Source organism: Desulfobacterales bacterium, assembly GCA_034520365.1.
Taxonomy (GTDB): Bacteria; Desulfobacterota; Desulfobacteria; order Desulfobacterales; family Desulfosalsimonadaceae; genus M55B175.
This window is the reverse complement of the sequence record JAXHNP010000003.1, coordinates 143736-163161: the sequence shown is the minus strand read 5'-3', so window position 1 is coordinate 163161 and position 19426 is coordinate 143736. Positions and strand designations below refer to the sequence as shown.

Annotated in this window: 17 protein-coding genes; 16 read left to right on the top strand and 1 reads right to left on the bottom strand. The window is 55.0% G+C overall.

Annotation, left to right across the window (positions count from 1 at the left end):
- Window positions 1-40: 40 nt before the first annotated feature.
- On the bottom strand, window positions 41-664 hold the full coding sequence (locus U5L07_03965) for a cytidylate kinase-like family protein (protein ID MDZ7830887.1): 624 nt from the start codon (window positions 662-664) through the stop codon (window positions 41-43).
- A gap of 540 nt (window positions 665-1204) precedes the next feature.
- Here U5L07_03965 and mraZ point away from each other — a divergent pair.
- From mraZ to U5L07_03885, 16 genes are all read left to right on the top strand, one after another.
- Window positions 1205-1654 (top strand): division/cell wall cluster transcriptional repressor MraZ, encoded by a 450-nt coding sequence (gene mraZ, locus U5L07_03960; GenBank protein MDZ7830886.1) that lies wholly within the window; start codon window positions 1205-1207, stop codon window positions 1652-1654.
- A gap of 4 nt (window positions 1655-1658) precedes the next feature.
- Window positions 1659-2597 (top strand): 16S rRNA (cytosine(1402)-N(4))-methyltransferase RsmH, encoded by a 939-nt coding sequence (gene rsmH, locus U5L07_03955; protein ID MDZ7830885.1) that lies wholly within the window; start codon window positions 1659-1661, stop codon window positions 2595-2597.
- 28 nt (window positions 2598-2625) lie between these two features.
- Entirely contained in the window at window positions 2626-2943 is a 318-nt protein-coding gene (locus tag U5L07_03950; GenBank protein ID MDZ7830884.1) for a hypothetical protein, read from the top strand.
- Window positions 2940-4694: a penicillin-binding protein 2 gene (locus tag U5L07_03945; GenBank protein MDZ7830883.1), complete on the top strand. Its 1755-nt coding sequence runs from the start codon at window positions 2940-2942 to the stop codon at window positions 4692-4694. The genes U5L07_03950 and U5L07_03945 overlap by 4 nt, the downstream gene beginning before the upstream one ends.
- Window positions 4691-6235, top strand: coding sequence for a UDP-N-acetylmuramoyl-L-alanyl-D-glutamate--2,6-diaminopimelate ligase (locus U5L07_03940; protein ID MDZ7830882.1), 1545 nt, complete (start codon window positions 4691-4693; stop codon window positions 6233-6235). The genes U5L07_03945 and U5L07_03940 overlap by 4 nt, the downstream gene beginning before the upstream one ends.
- An 11-nt stretch (window positions 6236-6246) precedes the next feature.
- Complete coding sequence (gene murF / locus U5L07_03935; protein MDZ7830881.1) at window positions 6247-7671, top strand: UDP-N-acetylmuramoyl-tripeptide--D-alanyl-D-alanine ligase; 1425 nt, start codon at window positions 6247-6249, stop codon at window positions 7669-7671.
- Between the two features lie 2 nt (window positions 7672-7673).
- Window positions 7674-8753, top strand: a complete 1080-nt coding sequence (mraY, locus tag U5L07_03930) for a phospho-N-acetylmuramoyl-pentapeptide-transferase (GenBank protein MDZ7830880.1) — start codon at window positions 7674-7676, stop codon at window positions 8751-8753.
- A gap of 7 nt (window positions 8754-8760) precedes the next feature.
- Window positions 8761-10128, top strand: coding sequence for a UDP-N-acetylmuramoyl-L-alanine--D-glutamate ligase (murD, locus tag U5L07_03925; GenBank protein ID MDZ7830879.1), 1368 nt, complete (start codon window positions 8761-8763; stop codon window positions 10126-10128).
- On the top strand, window positions 10121-11251 hold the full coding sequence (gene ftsW, locus U5L07_03920) for a putative lipid II flippase FtsW (GenBank protein ID MDZ7830878.1): 1131 nt from the start codon (window positions 10121-10123) through the stop codon (window positions 11249-11251). Before murD ends, ftsW begins: the two co-directional genes overlap by 8 nt.
- Window positions 11248-12426: an undecaprenyldiphospho-muramoylpentapeptide beta-N-acetylglucosaminyltransferase gene (gene murG / locus U5L07_03915; GenBank protein MDZ7830877.1), complete on the top strand. Its 1179-nt coding sequence runs from the start codon at window positions 11248-11250 to the stop codon at window positions 12424-12426. The genes ftsW and murG overlap by 4 nt, the downstream gene beginning before the upstream one ends.
- Window positions 12427-12435: 9 nt before the next feature.
- Window positions 12436-13830, top strand: a complete 1395-nt coding sequence (gene murC, locus U5L07_03910) for a UDP-N-acetylmuramate--L-alanine ligase (GenBank protein ID MDZ7830876.1) — start codon at window positions 12436-12438, stop codon at window positions 13828-13830.
- Between the two features lie 11 nt (window positions 13831-13841).
- Window positions 13842-14786, top strand: a complete 945-nt coding sequence (gene murB / locus U5L07_03905; GenBank protein MDZ7830875.1) for a UDP-N-acetylmuramate dehydrogenase — start codon at window positions 13842-13844, stop codon at window positions 14784-14786.
- Window positions 14773-15624 (top strand): FtsQ-type POTRA domain-containing protein, encoded by an 852-nt coding sequence (locus U5L07_03900; GenBank protein MDZ7830874.1) that lies wholly within the window; start codon window positions 14773-14775, stop codon window positions 15622-15624. Before murB ends, U5L07_03900 begins: the two co-directional genes overlap by 14 nt.
- Window position 15625: 1 nt before the next feature.
- On the top strand, window positions 15626-16852 hold the full coding sequence (ftsA, locus tag U5L07_03895) for a cell division protein FtsA (GenBank protein ID MDZ7830873.1): 1227 nt from the start codon (window positions 15626-15628) through the stop codon (window positions 16850-16852).
- Window positions 16853-16900: 48 nt separating this feature from the next.
- Window positions 16901-18163, top strand: a complete 1263-nt coding sequence (gene ftsZ / locus U5L07_03890; protein MDZ7830872.1) for a cell division protein FtsZ — start codon at window positions 16901-16903, stop codon at window positions 18161-18163.
- A gap of 582 nt (window positions 18164-18745) precedes the next feature.
- Window positions 18746-19381, top strand: a complete 636-nt coding sequence (locus U5L07_03885) for a cytochrome c3 family protein (protein ID MDZ7830871.1) — start codon at window positions 18746-18748, stop codon at window positions 19379-19381.
- Window positions 19382-19426: the final 45 nt, after the last annotated feature.

The following is a 19426-nucleotide window of genomic DNA, read 5'->3' as shown; positions in this document are numbered from 1 at the left end:
CTGAAACCTGAACACTGAAACCTTGTTGTTTGGGTGTCGGTTAAGCGAGCAGCTCGCGATGCTTTAAGTGCTCGCAAATAATTTCAACCGCCTGGTCCACCGAGGTTTTGCCCATATCGATGACCAGATCATAAAGGCGCGCATCGTTCCAGTCCTGATGAAAATATTCCTTGAGATAGGCCTTTAGATCGGCTTCTGCCTGTTTTACCTTTTTTTCAGCCGCTTTCTCGCTGTATTCGTATTTTTCCATCAGTTCCTTCGTTTTTAGCGCAGGATCCTTTTTCAGCCGCACATGCAGTGTGTGCGGCTTGTCCTTTAGGATACACTGTCCGCCCCAGCCGAGAATAATGGCATTGCCCGTCTCATAGATCTGCTCGACCAGTTCGCGGGTTTTTTCATAATAGGTTCGGTCATCGAGACATCCGTGCTCGCCATCCACCACCCGTTGAACAATCGAGCAGGTGTAGCGGTCCACAAAACGCAGTATGGACGATTTGGATGTCTGAACAAAGGCTTCGGCCTCATGTTTGGAAAGGTTGAGTTCTCTGGCGATTTGTGCCAGCAGCTGATCGCCGATATATTCATAGCCGAGTTTTTCTGCCACCCCGGCCGCCACCTTTTGGCTTTGTGTTGCGAATTCATTGCTTATTGTAATAACGGCCATGTTTGCCTCCGCCCTGTCTATTAAAGATTTAGAATTCCTTTGTTCGGCTGTCGCTTTCCATACCTCAGTGTCCCGCCCCATTTCAACCTAAATTGAACGTTTCAAACTTGAAAATCGCTCAAGTTAGGTTCAACAAAAATTCCGCCGATCGATCCATATCTGTAATAAATTAACGGCCCCTTCACCTATCGTCAAGGCCGGCGGATAAACGGACACGGCAAATTTGTTCTATCTGTTTTTCTGGCAGGCCGGTGGCCTGCCAGAGGAGGGCAATACCGGCCTTTTGCAGGGTCGGCCACTGTGCCGACCATCCATGCTTTTTGCTTTGCCATCCCAAACTCGATTTTTTATGAAACCTTCAATATTAATGCCCTCCACAAATATCCACATCGGCTTGAGGCGGGCTGGATTAAAATTAACTCTTAATAATCATTAGAAAAAAAAATATAAAAATTTAGTTTTTTTATTGACATGAAGCAATTTTCAGATATCATGACCCTAAAAGTGGAGTAAAATGGATATAAATGGAGCTTAGGGCCATTGTTCCGGGGAAGTTCTTATCATACAATCGATAGCAAGGGGCGGATAATTATTCCGGTCAGATTCCGGGAGCCCCTTCAGGAAAAAACCGCCCAGGCCCTCATGATTTCCCGGTTGGACAATGCCCTGTTTGCATATCCGCTTGATGAGTGGGAGAAAATTGAAGAACGAATCCATTCGCTGGCTGAAAAGAGCGAGGCCATGCGCCGTTTCAGACGGGTTTTCATCGGTGCGGTCCAGCACTGCCCGCTGGATAAGCAGGGTCGGATTCTGATTCCGCCTGAATTAAGAAATTACGCGAAACTTGAAAAAGAAATCGTTCTGGTCGGCGTGCTGGACCATTTTGAAATCTGGTCAAGACAGCGATGGGATGATGAGAATCTCAAGCTGGAAGAAGAGGATATGCAGAATGAGGAGGTACAAAGCGAAATTGCCAAACTAGGGCTCTGATCTTATGCAATACCGCCATATCCCCGTGATGGTCGAAGAGATCCTTGGCTTTTTGAACTGCAAGCCGGGACAAATCTGCGTCGACTGCACAGTTGGCGGGGCGGGGCACGCAAAGGCCATTATCGAAACCATCATGCCGGATGGACTGCTGATCGGCATCGACCAGGATGCGGCGGCGATCGAGGCGGCATCCAGGGAACTCTCTGCTCATAAACATAATGTTCATCTTATTCATGACAATTTTGTCAATCTTCCTGAAATTCTAATGCGTTTGAATATCAGCGCCGCGGACGGCATTCTTGCCGACCTGGGGCTGTCCCTGTATCAACTTGAATCCAGCGGCCGGGGGTTTTCCTTTCAAGGCGAGGAGCCGCTGGATATGCGAATGAATACCGATTATTCCAACACGGCTGAAGATATTATTAATTCAGCATCACATGAAACACTGAAACATATTTTTAAATCCTACGGTGAAGAAAAATGGGCTGGCGCCATTGCCGGAAAAATTGTCGAGCGCCGAAAGCATCAGCAAATCCGGACCACCCGGGAGCTGGTGGATCTGGTTTATGCGGCCATCCCGGCCCGCGTGCTCGGCAAGCGGAAAATCCACCCGGCCACCAAGGTGTTTATGGCGCTGCGAATTGCGGTCAACAGCGAGCTGGAGCGGCTTGAGCAGTTTCTCTCCGCGGCCGTTGATGCGTTAAAGCCCGGTGGCCGCCTTTGTATCCTGTCCTTTCATTCGCTCGAGGACCGTATTGTTAAGCATCGGCTGAAGGCGCTCGCGAACCCATGCACCTGCCCGCGGGATTTTCCGCAGTGTGTTTGCGGCAAAAAACCCGTGGTGCGCGTGTTGACCCGGAAAGTCCGGCGGCCGGGCGATGCAGAGATTGAAAACAATCCAATGGCCAGAAGCACCCGTCTGAGGGCAGCGGAGAAACTTTAAGCCCGAGTTTGCAGGGAGTGAAAACCTTTTGGGCACTAGCGGACGCAAAAACGGCAAAAGCGCAGCAAGTGGGGGCTTAACTTCCCGGGTCATCGGGATTTGTCTGCTGCTGCTGTTTATTTTTATTTTTGAATTCTTCTTCCGGACCTGGTGCGGCGTTCAGTGTATCCGCACCGGCTATGAAATTACGGACGCCATGGAACATCAGGAAGCCCTGCTTGATATGAAAAAGAATTTAAAAATCGAACTGGCCCGGCTGACCTCGCCCCAGAATCTCGGCCGGATTGCCGAGGCCCGTTTCGGTCTTGAGACCCCGAGTCCCGAGCAGGTGGTGGTGATGCCATGAACCGGACGGCAACCGCAAAAGATCGCATTAAGCGCCGAAACCGCCGGATCCTGGTCATCGGATGGGTGTTTTCGGTCCTTTATCTCATTATCGGCGTAAAAGCCTTTTACGTGCAGATCATCCAGGATGCGGATCTGTCTAAGCAGGCTTCCGGCGAATATACAAAAGCCGTCAAAAGCACGGGACGGCGGGGGATAATCTATGACGTCAACATGAAGGAACTGGTGGTAAGCACCCGGATAACTTCTGTCGGCGCCCATCCCCAGAAGATCGAGGCACCGCAACGCGAGGCCAGAAGTATTTCCAAGCATCTGGATCTTTCCGAATCAGCGGTGCGCAATCGGCTGTCAAGGGATGCCAAATTTGTATGGATTGACCGGGATGCCTCTCCCCTTCAGGCGAAGACCCTTAAAAGCCTTGATATTAAAGGTTTGGAATTTATCCCCGGATTCTGCCGGGTCTATCCCAATAAAAAGCTGGCGGCCCAGGTCCTCGGCTTTGCCGGGGTGGACGGCAATGGTCTGGAAGGGCTGGAATATTTTTATGATGATTATCTGCGGGGTAACCAGCGGCAGTCCACCATTATCAAAGACGCCCTGGGCCGGATTTTTCATACCGAGTCCGGCGCCAGTCCGGATTCTGCGGGAAAAAATCTCATTCTTACCATTGATGCCAATGTTCAGTTTATCGCCCAGCGGGCGGTTTCGGCAGCCGTGAAAGAGTACGGGGCCAAATCCGGGATGGCCGTTGTGATGGAGCCGCAGACCGGCTCTATCCGCGCAATTGCCCATTATCCGTCATTTGATCCCAATAAATTCGGATCCTATTCACAGGACCGATGGCGAAACCGGGCGATTACCGATTCGTTTGAGCCGGGTTCTGTGATGAAAGTTTTTATGGCCGCCGCCGCATTGGAGTCGGGCATTTGTTCCCCCTATACCATGGTGGACTGCGAGAACGGCAGTTACTACACGGGCGGCCATGTCATCCATGACACCCATCCGCACGAGCATCTGACCCTCAAGGAAGTGATTCAGTTCTCAAGCAACATCGGCGCCACGAAAATCGCCGAACGCGTGGGCCCCGAAAGACTCTATGAGACGCTGCGCGCCTTTGGCTTCGGGGAAAAGACGGGCATTGACTGCCCCGGTGAAACATCCGGCCGGCTGCGGCACTATCAGGGATGGCGGAAGATTGATCATGCCACCATCGCATTTGGTCAGGGTGTGTCCGTTACCGCGGTTCAGCTGATTTCGGCGATATCGGCCATTGCCAATCAGGGCGTGGTCATGAAGCCACGCATCGTCAAGGCTATCAGCGACGAAAACGGAAAAATTATTGAAACCCATGGGCCGGAAACCCGGGGGCGGGCGATTTCCGCCCGAACCGCAAAGATGCTTAAAAATATCATGTTCTCGGTAACCTCGGAGGAGGGCACCGGCAGCCGGGCGGTGCCGGCCGGATATACGGTCTGCGGCAAAACCGGGACCGCGCAGAAGATAAATGCCCGGGGAACCTACGAAAACTGCGAGTATAATGCGGTGTTTGTGGGATTCTCCCCTAAGGATGCCCCAAAGCTGGCGGCCGTGGTGGTGATTGATGAGCCGCAGAAGCATCATTACGGCGGTGTGGTGGCAGCCCCGGCATTTAGGCAGATTATGCTGGAATCGTTTAATTATATGGATATCGCGCCGTATTCGGAAAGAAAAAATTATAATGTGTCAGTCAAACCCGAGAAGAAGGGCGCATGAAGCTGTCTGTGCTTATAGATGCCATGGAGCCGGTGCTTGACCTGGCCAAGGATTGTCCGGATTTTCCGCCTGAGGCGGATGCGGAGATTTCGGCCATCCATTACCGCTCGGATGCGGTGGGGCCCGGCGGGATGTTTGTGGCGATAAAGGGGCTTCGCACCGACGGCCATCAGTATGTCGCAGATGCCATTGCCCGGGGCGCGGCCGCTGTTGTGGCTGAGGAAGATGTGCCGGCCGCGTCGGATTTTCCGGTTATTCGGGTAAAAAATGCCCGAAAGGCATTGGCGCTTTCCGCCGCGCATTTTTATGGCAATCCCGCGGAGCAGCTGGTCATGATCGGCATCACCGGGACCAACGGAAAAACCACGGTGGCCTTTTTGATTGAGAAGATCCTGGAAAGTCAGCATATGTCCGCTGGCGTAATCGGTACCATCAATTACCGCTATGGGGGCGAGGTGTTCGCCAATCCGCTTACTACGCCGGAGGCCCCGGAGCTTCAGCAGATTCTTTCGAATATGCGGGATGCCGGGGTGACCCATGTGGTAATGGAGGTCTCCTCGCACGGCATTGCGCTGGATCGGATCTATGGCTGTCTTTTTGATGTCGGGGTGTTTACCAACCTGAGCCAGGACCACCTGGATTTTCACCAGAGCATGGCGGCCTATTGGCAGACCAAAAAGCGCTTGTTCACCGATTATCTCCGGCCCGGAAAAAATCAGGCAAGTGCGTGCGCGGTCATTAACACCATGGATCCCAAGGGTCGGGAAGTGGCCGAACAGATTTATCACTGCCCGGTGATAACTGTCGGCGCGGGCTCGGAGGAGAAGGTTTATCCCATCCAAACCGCATTTGATCAAACCGGCATTCAGGCCGAAATTCAAACGCCGGCCGGGGTAGCGGCCATAAATTCAGAGCTGGTGGGCGGGTTTAATCTGGAAAATATTTTGTGCGCGGTCGGCGCGGGGCTTGCGCTTTCTCTGCCGCTTGCCCGGATCGCTGATGGTATCTCGGCGTTTAAAAATGTTCCCGGCCGCCTGGAGCGGATTTCCGATGCGAGCGGGCGCCATGTGTTTGTGGATTATGCCCATACCCCCAAGGCCTTGGAAAATGTGCTGGAAACCCTGCGCGCGGCAAACCCCGGCCGCCTGATCTGCATTTTCGGCTGCGGCGGGGACCGGGATCCGGACAAGCGGCCCAAGATGGGCGAGATCGCCGGGCGGCTCAGCGATCTGGTGGTTATCACATCGGATAACCCGCGGACCGAGGCGCCGTTGGAGATTATTGAGGCCATCCGCCGCGGCACGCAGGCGGTATTGCCCAGACAGATGGCAGCTGATGCGCTTGAGCAGGGATGGACGCAAACAGGGTATGTGGTGGAGCCGGACCGTAAACGGGCCATTTATCTGGGGCTCCGGGCGGCAAAACCCGGAGATACGGTTTTGATCGCCGGCAAGGGGCATGAAACCTATCAGATCGTCGGCAACAGGGTTTTGGATTTTGATGATCGCCAAATTGCCAAACAGGGACTGTCGCTAAACTGATGCACACGCCAATGACATGGCATATAGAGGATCTACTGCAAGCCACGGGGGGAACCCTGGTGGCCGGCCCCATGTCCGCCGAATTTGCCGGCATTGGGATCGATTCCCGGATCATTCCCAAAGACCATTTGTTCGTGGCCATTCGGGGCGCTAAATATGACGGCCATGCATTTGTCCCGGAACTTATGGCCGGGGGCATCAAGGGGATTATGATCCATCAGCCTCTGCCCGATTGCGATCAGCTGATTGACTGGTCCGAGGCCGGCGGATGCTGCATTATGGTGGCAGACACCACCCGGGCGCTCGGCGATCTGGCTGCATTCCAGCGGCAGCGGGCGGGCATTCCGGTTGTCGCCATTACCGGCTCCAACGGAAAAACCACCACCAAAGAGCTGACCGCATCGATTGTCAGCCAGGAAAAAACCATCCTGGCGACCCAGGGCAATCTGAACAACGAAATCGGCCTGCCGCTGACGCTGTTCCGGCTGAGCCGGGCCCATGAGGCGGCGGTGGTGGAGCTCGGGATGAATCAGCCGGGGGAAATCCGGAGGCTTGCCAAAATCAGCCGGCCGGATATCGGGGTGATCACCAATATCGGGGCGGCCCATTTGGAAGGGTTGCAAGATATCGAACATGTGATGGCCGCAAAAGCGGAACTTTTGGAGTATATTTCCGCTGACGGCGCCGTGGTTTTAAATGCGGATGATGCATTCGGCCGCCGGCTGGCGGAAATGGCGAGCAGCCGGGTCGTCTGTTTCGGACAGGCGGATCACGCAGATGTGCGGGCTGAAGCGATCCGGCAGGCGGGCATGATGACCGAATTCAATCTGGTTCTGCCGGACGCGCAAATCCCGGTTACCCTGCACGTTCCGGGCAGATACATGCTGGCCAATGCCCTGGCGGCGGCGGCTGCAAGTTTTACCATGGGGGTTTCAATAGAGGCCATAAAAGCGGGCATCGAGGCTTTCCGGCCCGTGGCCGGCCGCATGGCCCACACGGAAACCCGAAGCGGGGTTCATGTTATAGATGACGCGTATAATGCCAATCCCGGATCCATGAAGGCGGCCATTGATGCGCTTTCCACATTAAAGGGCGGGCACGGGGCCATTCTTGTGGCAGGCGATATGCTGGAGCTTGGCGAAGCCTCGGCTGAAATGCATGAGGAAATCGGCCGGGCAGCGGCAGCGGACGGCATTGATCAATTGTACCTGACCGGCAGCTTTGCCCGATATACGGCAAACGGCGCGGTTTCCGGGGGGATGCCGGAGCAAGCGGTATTTGTGGGCAGCAAGTCTGAAATCCTGGAGAAACTCTCAGAAGCGGTTTCTCCCGGCGACTGGGTGCTGGTAAAGGGCTCGCGAACCACCGGCATGGAGCAGATCGTTCAAATGCTGCTTCATCCGGGAGCGTCGCAATCCGGGCAGGGAGGGATCTGATTATGCTCTATCATTTACTCTACGCCCTGCATGCGGACATTTCATTTTTCAACGTGTTCCGCTACGTCACGTTTCGGACCATCTACGCGAGCCTCACCGCGTTTTTGATTTGTTTTCTGCTGGGCCCCTGGGTCATCGGAAAGCTGAGTGAAAAGCAGATCGGCCAGTATATCCGCCGGGTCGGCCCGGCCGCCCATCAGGATAAGGCCGGCACGCCCACCATGGGCGGGGTGTTGATCATGGCTGCCATTTTTGCGGGGGCCATGCTGTGGGTGGACTTAAGAAACCCCTATATTTGGATTATCCTTTTGGTAACAGCCGGCTATTTCGCCATCGGGTTTATCGATGACTTTCTCAAGCAGATCAAGAAGCGAAACCGCGGGCTCACCGGCCGGGAGAAATTTCTGCTTCAGGTGGTGATTGCCCTGGCGGCCGGCGTTCTGATTTATATTTCCCCGGAATTCGACACTCGGGTGACCGTACCTTTTTTCAAGGGGTTACGCCCGGATCTCGGGATCGGATACATCCTTTTTGCCGCAGTGGTGATTGTCGGAACTTCGAATGCGGTCAATCTGACGGACGGGCTGGATGGTCTGGCCATCGGGCCGGTGATCATCACGGCGGCCACGTATATGCTGTTTGCCTACGTAGCCGGGCACAGCCGCATCGCCGAGTATCTCCAGATTCCCTTTGTTTACGGCAGCAGCGAGGTCACCATCGTGTGCGGAACCATGGCCGGGGCCGGACTCGGATTTTTGTGGTTTAATGCCTATCCGGCGCAGATCTTTATGGGCGATGTGGGATCCCTGCCCCTGGGCGGGGCGCTTGGCACCATAGCGGTTATTACCAAACAGGAAATTTTGATGATGATCGTGGGCGGGATTTTTCTTATAGAAGCGCTTTCCGTGATTATTCAGGTGGCTTATTTCAAGCTGACCCACGGGCGGCGGATTTTTTTGATGGCCCCGCTCCATCATCATTTTGAATTAAAAGGCTGGGCGGAATCCAAGGTAATCGTAAGATTCTGGATTATTTCGATTCTTTTGGCCCTGATTGCCGTTAGCACGCTAAAGCTGAGATAAACAAACCGTGGAGATTAAGGACAGACATATCCTGGTGGTCGGCCTCGGAAAGACGGGGGGCGCGCTTGTCCGGTTTTTGCATCGCCGGGGCGCCCATGTGACGGCGACAGACGAGGCGGATGCGGAAAGGCTCGCGGGCGTATTGGCGGCCCTGGGCGACATGGATGTGGCGCTTGAGCTCGGCGGGCACCGGATCGAAACATTTTTATCCGCGGATTTGATTGTCTTAAGTCCGGGGGTGCCTCATACCATTGAACCGGTGCGGCAGGCACAGGCGAAAAATATACCGGTAACCGGCGAGATTGAGCTGGCCTACCGGTTTTTAAAAACCCCGATCATTGCCATCACCGGCACCAATGGAAAATCGACCACCACGCTTCTTGCGGGCGAGATGTTAAAGGATGCCGGCTATGAAGTGTTTGTCGGGGGAAACCTTGGCACCCCGCTCATCGAGTTTGCGGATCAGGGCGGGACTGCGGATTTCGCCGTGGTTGAAATCAGCAGCTTTCAGCTGGATACCATTGAGACGTTTCAGCCAAGTGTGGCGGTACTTTTAAATATTACGGCCGATCACCTGGACCGGTATGACGATTTTGCCGGATATGTCCGCTCCAAGGCCCGGATTTTTGAAAACCAGGGACCGGCGGATACCGCGGTGTTAAATGCGGCCGACCCGGCCATAAAAGAATTGCTGCCGGATATCCGGGCGACTGTGCTGCCGTTTAATGCCGATGATACGGCTGTCCATGGGGCATGGCCGGCAGATGACAGTATCCGGCTTAAGCTGCCGGGAGCGGATGCGGTATGGCTGGACTGCCGGAATATTCCCCTTTTGGGGGCGCACAACCGGGAAAACATCGCTGCTGCGGCACTGGCGGCCGCTGCTGCGGGCGCGCCCATTTTCAGTATCCAGGAAACCATCAGCCATTTCCGCGGGCTTTCCCACCGGATGAGCCCGGTGGCCGCGATCAACGGGGTGCAGTTTATCGATGATTCCAAAGCTACCAACGTAGACGCCGTGGTGCGCGCGCTTGCTTCATTTTACACACCCGTGATCCTGATTTTAGGCGGCCGGGATAAAATGGGCGGCTATTTTGCCTTAAAATCGGTTTTAGCTGATCGGGTCAAGCATTTGATCGTTATGGGCGAGGCGGCGGACACGATCAAGGCCGAACTTGGGGATGCGGCGCCGATGATAAGCCATGTTTTTTCCATGACGGAGGCGGTCCGTGCGGCCTGGGAGACGGCAAAATCCGGGGATACGGTGCTGCTTTCCCCGGCATGCGCCAGTTTTGACATGTATGAGAGCTATGCCCATCGAGGCGAGGATTTTGCGGAACAGGTACGGCAATTAGGAGCAGGCGGCAATGGGTAGAAGCGAACAGAGCAGAAAAAAAGCGGCCGGGCCGTGTTTTGTTTGTGACTATACCCTGCTGGTGCCGGTGCTGCTTCTTGTGGGCATCGGGGTGGCCATGATTTACAGTGCAAGCTGTGAAATCGCGTTAAAACAGTTCGGCAATGAATACTACTTTTTTAAAAAGCAGCTCATATTTGCCGGCCTCGGGGTGATGGTCATGCTGATGATCCGGTTTATCCCCTACAGAGTCTATCGGCCGCTCACCTATTTAATTTTTATCACGGCCATTGTTTTGCTCTCCGTGCTTTTGATCAACGGGGTCGGGCACGCATCGGGCGGGGCCACCCGCTGGCTCAAGTTGAAATGGGTCTCTTTTCAGCCGACGGAATTTGCCAAACTCGCGCTGATTATCTTTATGGCCTATTCCCTGAGCAAAAAACAGGATCGGATTGAAGAATTAAATATCGGTTTTCTGCCGCATGTTTTGATCCTGTGTCTGCTATCCGGCCTTATCATCTTGCAGCCGGATTTCGGCTCCATCGCCATTATGTGGATGCTGGCCTGGGTGGTCATGTTTGCCGGCCGGGTGCGGGTGCTGCATCTTACGGTGACGATTCTGATGATCCTGCCGGTGGCGACCTACCTGATTGTTTCCTCGGAATACCGGCTGAAGCGGTTCCTCGTGTTTCTGGATCCATGGCGCTATCCGCTGGATGAGGGCTATCAGATAATTCACTCCCTTATGGCCTTCGGCTCCGGCGGGCTTTTGGGAAAAGGGTTCGGCCAAGGGTATCAGAAACTGTTTTACCTGCCCACCCCGCATACGGATTTTATCTTGTCGGTGATCGGCGAAGAGGGCGGATGGTTGTGGATTCTGATCGTACTGGGCCTTTACCTGATCATTTTGTGGCGGGGCATTGAAATCGCCCGCGCACGGACGGATTTTTTCGGCTCGCTTCTGGCCCTGGGGATCAGCGCGGCCATTGCCCTGCAGGCGGTAGTCAACATGGGGGTCAATTTGAGTCTGCTTCCGACCAAGGGGCTGACGCTTCCGTTTTTGAGTTACGGCGGCACTTCGCTTTTGATCAATATGGTTTTGATCGGAATTTTGATGAACATCGGGATGACAAGGGCCAAATGAGCAAAGGGCGGCACATAGCAAAAAACAGCGGGACCAGCGGACGTAGGCTGCGCATTGTTATTGCCGGCGGCGGCACCGGCGGGCATCTGTTTCCAGGACTTGCCATTGCCGAGGCCTTCAGGCAGCGGGCCGCAGACAGCCGGGTGTTGTTTATCACCACCGGCCGGCCGATTGAAGCCCGCGTGCTTTCCCGCACGGATTATCGGACGGCCCGGATTCCCGCGGCCGGGGTCAAGGGCAAAGGGGTGTCCGGAAAACTGGGCGCCCTGGTTAAGGTTCCTGCCGGGATTTTAGCCGCATTGGCCCTTTTTATCCGTTTCCGGCCGGATGTGGTGATCGGTATGGGCGGCTATTCCGCTGCACCGGTTATTCTGGCTGCGTGGATGATGCGTATTTTCCGGGTCATCCATGAACAGAACCGGATTCCCGGGATGACCAACCGGTTTCTGGCCAAATATGCCCATCGCATCTATGTGTCGTTTGCAGATACGGACATGGGGGGATACGCGGACAAGGTGCGGCTTACCGGAAACCCCATCCGCACCGAAATCGCCGATCAACTGTCACAAGAAAAAACATCCGGATCCGCCGGCGGCTTTACCGTGCTGATTCTGGGCGGCAGCCAGGGCGCCCATGCGATCAACATGGCGGTTTTAGAGGCGCTTTCCCGTTTAGCCGGGGCCGATACGTTCCGGTTTATCCATCAAACCGGTGAGGCGGATGTGGAGACAGTCCAGGCAGGCTATGAAAAAGCCGGCATAAAAGCCCGGGTGTCCGCATTTTTTGATGATATGGCCGCCTGCTATGCATCGGCGGATCTGACCGTATGCCGGGCGGGTGCTACGTCCGTGGCTGAAGTGGCGGCTGCCGGTCTGCCGGCCATCTTTATCCCATACCCCTATGCGGCGGACAACCATCAGTATTTTAATGCCAAAAGTCTGTCGGAGTCCGGGGCTGCCGAACTGATCGAACAGAAGGCGCTGGATGGAGCGCACCTGGCGGAGAGAGTCAACTATTATGCCAGACATGAATCGGTTCGCCGGGAAATGCAGGCCAAAATAGGCGCCTTTGCCATGCCTCAGGCGGCGGCGGAAATAGCGGCGGATATTTCCGGGGCATTGGAGAGCCGAAAGTCTAAACCCAGGGGCCGGCGCACGGTCCTGTCAATAAACTGACGGGCATCCATGTATCAAAAAAAATACCATATTTATTTTATCGGCATCGGCGGCATCGGCATGAGCGGGATTGCAGAGCTCCTGTTAAACCTGGGCTATGCCGTGTCCGGCTCGGACATTGCAGCCTCTGATGCTACCGAACGGCTGACCGGTCTGGGCGGCAAAATATATAAGGGCCATGAACCGGCGCAAGTGGATGGTGCGGATGTGGTGGTCACTTCATCGGCCATTGGAAAGGATAATCCCGAGGTCAAGGCCGCACTCGATGCCGGTATCCCGGTGATCCCGAGGGCGGAGATGCTGGCTGAGCTCATGCGGTTAAAATACAGCATTGCTGTGGCCGGTGCCCATGGCAAAACCACCACCACCTCGATCCTGGCAAGTGTGCTTGCCGAGGGCGGGCTTGATCCCACGGTGGTGATCGGCGGAAAGTTAAAGCAGATAAACACCAATGCGGTCCTGGGTCAGGGCGAATTTATCGTGGCGGAAGCGGATGAAAGCGACGGCTCGTTTTTAAAGTTTAGCCCGACCATGGCGGTGGTCACCAATATCGATCTGGAGCATCTCGATTTTTACAAAGATCTGGATACTATCAAATCCGTTTTTCTGGATTTCATCGATCGGGTGCCGTTTTACGGACTGGCGGTGCTTTGCCTGGATAATGAGCATATTCAGGAGATTATTCCGAAGCTCAAGAAACGCTATGTTACCTATGGGCTAAGCGCCCAGGCCGATATCCAGGCCTCGGATATCCGGTATGAAACGGTCCGGAGCCGATTTTCCGTTTATAGCCAGGGCCAATTGGCCGGCCAGGTGATTCTGAACCTGCCCGGTCTGCACAATATCTATAATGCCCTGGCCAGCATTGCCGTGGGTATGGAGCTTGAAATACCGTTTGAGAGGATTCAGGCGGCCCTGGAAAATTTGGCTGGCGTGCAGCGGCGGCTTGAAATTAGGGGAGAGGCAAAAGGTATCCAGATCATAGATGACTACGGCCATCATCCCACAGAAATCAAGACCACCCTGGATGCGGTGCGGAAAAGCTGGCCCGGCCGCCGCCTGAAGGTCGTTTTTCAGCCCCATCGCTACACCCGGACAAAGGTTTTGTTTGATGACTTTACCCGGTCCTTCTATCAGTCGGACCTGCTGATGCTGCTGCCGATCTATTCGGCCGGGGAGCCGGAAATCGAGGGGGTGGATCATCACCGGCTGGCTGACGGGGTGCGCCATCACGGGCATAAGGATGTGCTCTGCTTTGATGAAAAAGCAGCGGCGGTTTCATACCTTAAGGAAAATGCCAAAGCAGGTGATATCATCCTGACCCTTGGCGCGGGCAACGTCTGGCAGGTGGGCCAGACGCTGCTTGAGCAATTGGGGCAATCGAATGCAAGAGATAAGGGGTAGTAAGGCGGTTCATGGATAACCAGCAGGCATTCAGAGCGGCGATCAGAGAGCGGGTCAAGGGAAAGCTTGCCTTTGACGAGCCTATGGCCGCGCATACCTGGTTTCGCGTGGGCGGACCGGCAGATGTCTATGTGGCCCCGGAAAGCGCCGATGAGCTGGTTTCCCTGGTTAAGTGGCTGGCTGCGGAAAATGTTTTCTATGTGGTGATCGGCGGGGGCTCAAACCTTCTGGTCAGGGACAAAGGGGTCCGCGGGGTGGTGATTGATACGTCGGCCGGTATTAAGGGGGTATCAGTGAGCGACGAGGGAGCAGCTTCCACGGGGGTCCGGGCCATGGCCGGCGAGCACTTAAACCGGCTCTGCCGGTTTGCCATTGACAGGGGGCTTTCCGGCTTGAATTTCGCCATAGGAATTCCCGGAACCGTGGGCGGAGCGGTCATGATGAACGCGGGTACCGCTCGCGGCGCTATGGAAAACGTACTGGTCCAGGTCACGGTGTTGTTCCCGGACGGCCGCGTGGGGGCGCTCACAGAAGCCTTGCTTGAATTCGAATACCGGGGGTTAAAACTTCCTGAACATAAAGCGGCGAGCCCTTCCCCAATAATTCTGGACGCCAGCTTTCAGTTGTATCCCGCAAACCGTGATAAACTGGCGGCCGAAGCAGAGGCTTTGCTTAAACAGCGGCAGGCGGGGCAGCCCAAAGGCGGGGCGAGTGCGGGCTGTTTCTTTAAGAATCCGGAAACCGGTGAGCCGGCCGGGGCCCTGATTGATAGGGCCGGGATGAAGGGCGTGTCCTACGGGGATGCCCAGGTATCGGAAGTGCATGCCAATTTCATTTTAAACCGGGGCAGGGCCTCGGCAGCGGATATCCTGCAGCTTATGGAAAAGGTTCAGGCTGCGGTCTACGAGAAGTTTCAGGTTTTGCTTGACCCGGAGGTCAGAATTGTCGGCGATTAAGCCCGCTCGTAAGAACCGGTATAAAAAGAAAAAGGCCGCCCAAAAGGCATCTGCCCGGGGGAAGGCCGGGATATGGGCCAAGGCCCTGATTGGGGCCGCCGGCTTCTGCCTGACCGGTGTGGTTTTTATCTTCGGCTATGACGCCCTGACCCAGTGCGATTATTTCCGGGCGGAGGTCATTACGGTAACCGGCGAACACCGCCTTTCGGAGCAGGCGATCCTTGACGCGGCCGAGCTTGAATGCGGGGACAATATTTTGGCCGTTAACCTTGGCCGGGTGAGAAAGCGCCTGGTGGCAGAGCCCTGGATCAAAAATGCCGGGCTCCGGCGCGAGCTGCCGTCCCGGATAAGTATCCGGATTGATGAGCACAAGCCGCTGGCCGTGCTGGATGTGGGGAGATGCTTTTTAATCGATTACGGCGGCGATATTTTCAAAGAAGCCGCCCCGGCTGAGATGAGCGGCCTGCCGATTATCGCGGGCATTGATTATGCGGATTGGAAGTCCCCGGAGAGCCCGGAAACCAAAACCTATAGGGCGGTCATGGCCATACTGGCGGCGCTTGATAAACATGCCGGCATTTTTGGCAGCCCGGGCGTTCATGAGATTTCAGTGGATACGGAGACGGGGCTCACGCTTCTTGTCAGCACGCCGGTGGCATCCGTCCATATGGGATACGGTGCATATGAAAAGAAATTCGAGCGGCTCGGCCGGGTTTTTGCCCGGATAGAGACAGATCCCGATCTTCCGGAGATTAAGTCAATGGATGCGCATAACCCGAATCGGATGGTCGCAACCCCAATTGCCCGGAATACCAGCGAAGAAGAAAAGGAGGTCTAAGGTGAAGGGAAAGGAAGAGATTGTCGTCGGTTTAGATATCGGCACCACCAAAATCTGCGCGGTGGTGGCGGAGATGAGCGGCGGCACATTTAATATCATCGGTATCGGGAGCCATCCGTCAGTCGGTTTGCGCAAAGGGGTTGTGGTCAATATCGAATCCACCGTGGATTCGATCAAAAAGGCGGTGGAGGAAGCCGAACTCATGGCCGGCTGTGAAATCTCCGCCGTATATGCGGGCATTGCCGGCGGACACATGACAGGGTTTAACAGTAACGGCATCATCGCCATCAAGGGCGATGAGATTACCCAGTCGGATGTGGATCGCGTGATCGAGGCGGCCCGGGCGGTTGCGATTCCCATGGACCGGGAGGTAATCCACGTGCTGCCTCAGGAATTTATCGTGGACGGCGAGGGCGGTATTCATAATCCTGTGGGTATGGCGGGCGTCCGGCTTGAGGCCAAAATCCATATCGTGACCGGCGCCGTGACCTCGGCCCAGAACATCGTTAAATGCGCCAATAAGGCCGGGCTGGATGTCTGCGATATCATCCTGGAGCCGATTGCCTCCTGCGAGTCGGTACTAACCGCTGAGGAAAAAGAGGTGGGCGCCGCACTGGTGGATATTGGCGGCGGCACCACAGATCTGGCGGTTTTTAACGGAAACAACATCAAGCATACCTTTGTCCTCTCACTGGGCGGCAACAATATGACCAATGATATCTCCGTGGGCCTGCGCACCCCGATGGCCGAGGCCGAACGGATAAAACTCAAATACGGCACCTGTATCGCGGACCAGGTCGGAAATGATGAAACCATCGAGATTTCCGATCTTTCCGGCCGGGGCGGCCGGAAACTGCCGCGTCAGATACTGGCGGAAATCCTGGAGCCCCGGGTGGAGGAGATTTTTACCCTTATAAAGCGCGAGCTTTACCGGGCTGGCATGAAGAATGCCGTCTCCTCCGGGCTGGTGCTGACAGGCGGGGCATCCCTTTTGGAAGGGATCACCGATATTGCGGAATCCGTTTTCGAACTGCCGGTGCGCATCGGCCGGCCCCAGGGTGTTGCCGGGCTGGTGGATGTGGTGAACAATCCCATGTATGCCACGGGCGTCGGCCTGGTGCTCTATGGGGCCAAAAATCAAGAAAAGAAGAAATTCCGGATTCGGGACAACAATATATTTAATCGGATCATGAAGCGCATGAAAACCTGGTTTAAGGAAATCATTTAATCCATATGAAAATATTTCAAACCCGAAACAGCATAAGGAGGTGAACCCATGAACTTTACCTATGTGGACAATGACAATTCAGCCAAAATCAAAGTAATCGGGGTCGGCGGTGGCGGCAACAACGCCATTAACAACATGATCGACGCAAGCCTTGAAGGGATCAAATTCATTGCGGCCAATACCGACGCCCAGGCCCTGGCCAATGCCAAGGCCAACACCAAGATTCAGTTGGGCGAGGCCCTGACCCAGGGACTCGGTGCCGGGGCGGATCCCAACATCGGCCGGGAGGCGGCCATCGAATCCACCGAACTGATCCGGGAGGCGCTGGGCGACAGTCATATGGTGTTTATCGCCGCCGGCTTAGGCGGCGGCACAGGCACCGGCGCCGCACCGGTGATTGCCGAGATATGCAAGGAACTCGGCGCATTAACCGTGGCCGTGGTCACCAGACCGTTTGCTTTTGAGGCCAGAAAGCGCACCCGCCACGCCGATGAGGGGATTGCCAAGTTAAAGGAGGTGGCGGATACGGTCATTACCATTCCTAACGATCGACTGCGGGGGCTTGCGTCCAAGAAAGCCACCCTGATCGAGATGTTTAAGAAGGCCGATGAAATCCTGCATCATTCGGTAAAAGGGATCACGGATCTCATTATGCATCCCGGCCTGATCAACCTGGATTTCGCGGATGTAAAGACCACCATGTCCAAGGCGGGTATGGCCATCATGGGCATCGGCCGGGCGAGTGGAGAGAACCGGGCCCTGGAGGCGGCCGAGCGGGCCATTTCCCATCCCCTCTTAGAGGACAATTCCATTGTGGGCGCCCGCGGGGTGTTAATGAACATCACGTGCAGCTCCGAGCTGACCATGGAAGAGACCATGGAGGCGTCCGACCGGATCTATAATGAGATTAACAATGAGGATGTGGAGCTTATCTGGGGAACCGCGGTGGACGATTCTCTGGGCGATGAGATGCGGGTTACCGTTATCGCCACCGGCATCGGGGATCGGGACATGCAGCATGTAAAGGACAACATCCACAGGTTTCCGTCAGACGGCTTCAAACCGCGCGGCAAGGTCCGGGATTTGACCGATGAAGAATTGAAACTGGATGATTACGATATTCCAACGGTCATCCGCAACGAGGCCAGCCGGCAGAAAGGCGGCAACGGCAATGGCAACGGCGATGGTCAGAAATCCGGTTTTGGCGAAAAAATCGGCCGAAAGGCCAAAAAGGACGGTACCCATAACAGCAGCTTCAACTATGATACGGATTTGGATATCCCCACATTTCTGCGCCGGAAGGCGGATTAACGACTAGTATGATATAAAGGCGCGGCGCTCTGTTTTACTGGTTCATTTCTATATTTAGATGCACTTTTGCGGGTTCCGGGTTTAAAGATGACCATGCCCCGGCGGTTTCAGTGTTCAGACGGCGGACTCTAACCGGTCTTTTTCCGACCATCTGAAACCTGAAGCCGTCGGTCGGTCATGGGGCGGCTGTTTTGTGTTGCCGCATATCCCTCCGAAAGGCTTCATTCCATTTAAATCGGGCGATTTTTCGCGTGTGCCGCCCAAGCCCATCCGGCCTGCCCGATCTTGGGATCTTGGCCATTGCGACAGGTCCGGCTCATTAAAAAGGGACAAAAGTCCTTGACAAACACCTCCTAACTTAATAGGAAGGGTACCTTAATTTTTTGCAATTGAACGACTGGCAGGTTCGGCGTCTAATCAACCTTCAAATGCCGTGAAATGAGCAAATGTTGATGGAGCTGGCCGCCCGCCATACGGATGAATCAGCCATACTGATAAATCAGATAGATATACCGGATAAATATAAAATATAAATAGACGGATGAAAAGTCGGTTTTGGGCTGTTGAAAGGAATCAAATCGCATGACTTCGAAAAAAGAATTGAAATTGGCGTATGGGATTCTTGTCGCCTGTTTGGTGGTCGGATTGTTGGGGTATAGCGTACTTCCGGCGAAATCACCGGAATCTCCGATCCGTAAAATGTATAAGACGACAGGCGGGGATGTGCTGTTTGACCATCAAAGCCACAGCGACAACTACGGGCTTTATTGCGAAGACTGCCACCATGCCTACCGGGAATTAGAAAAAGAGATGCCGGATTCATGCGGCCGGTGCCATCAGCCGGATGGCAAATATCAGCCGGCATTGGGCGACAAGGGCATGTTCAAGCACGACGCCCATGCCCAGGAATACGGCCTGTACTGCAATGACTGCCACCATAACTATCAGCAGGGCGATCCGGAACCGCCCCAGCACTGTACCGCGTGCCATCAGCGGGGGATGGGCGATGACATGATGCCCGGCCGGAAGGATGCCTTCCATCAGCAGTGTATCGGATGCCATGAGGATTTTGGGGTGATGCCGGGGAAAACCGATTGTGCCGGCTGCCACGCGCCCAGAAACCGGACCGAGGCATTTCATGATCAATGCATGAACTGCCATGAGGATTTCGGCGTCGGCCCGACCCAGTCGGATTGTAATCAGTGTCACGGGTATTAGCCGGTAGAGCTTGCCGCGAACGCTCCATATATCTGCAAACCGCAT

Bases quoted from the DNA above. Each gene is read 5' to 3' on its own strand.
- U5L07_03965 (MDZ7830887.1), bottom strand. From the start codon at position 664: ATGGCCGTTATTACAATAAGCAATGAATTCGCAACACAAAGCCAAAAG.
- rsmH (MDZ7830885.1), top strand. From the start codon at position 1,659: ATGCAATACCGCCATATCCCCGTGATGGTCGAAGAGATCCTTGGCTTT.
- U5L07_03945 (MDZ7830883.1), top strand. From the start codon at position 2,940: ATGAACCGGACGGCAACCGCAAAAGATCGCATTAAGCGCCGAAACCGC.
- U5L07_03940 (MDZ7830882.1), top strand. From the start codon at position 4,691: ATGAAGCTGTCTGTGCTTATAGATGCCATGGAGCCGGTGCTTGACCTG.
- murF (MDZ7830881.1), top strand. From the start codon at position 6,247: ATGACATGGCATATAGAGGATCTACTGCAAGCCACGGGGGGAACCCTG.
- mraY (MDZ7830880.1), top strand. From the start codon at position 7,674: ATGCTCTATCATTTACTCTACGCCCTGCATGCGGACATTTCATTTTTC.
- ftsW (MDZ7830878.1), top strand. From the start codon at position 10,121: ATGGGTAGAAGCGAACAGAGCAGAAAAAAAGCGGCCGGGCCGTGTTTT.
- murG (MDZ7830877.1), top strand. From the start codon at position 11,248: ATGAGCAAAGGGCGGCACATAGCAAAAAACAGCGGGACCAGCGGACGT.
- murC (MDZ7830876.1), top strand. From the start codon at position 12,436: ATGTATCAAAAAAAATACCATATTTATTTTATCGGCATCGGCGGCATC.
- murB (MDZ7830875.1), top strand. From the start codon at position 13,842: ATGGATAACCAGCAGGCATTCAGAGCGGCGATCAGAGAGCGGGTCAAG.
- ftsZ (MDZ7830872.1), top strand. From the start codon at position 16,901: ATGAACTTTACCTATGTGGACAATGACAATTCAGCCAAAATCAAAGTA.
- U5L07_03885 (MDZ7830871.1), top strand. From the start codon at position 18,746: ATGACTTCGAAAAAAGAATTGAAATTGGCGTATGGGATTCTTGTCGCC.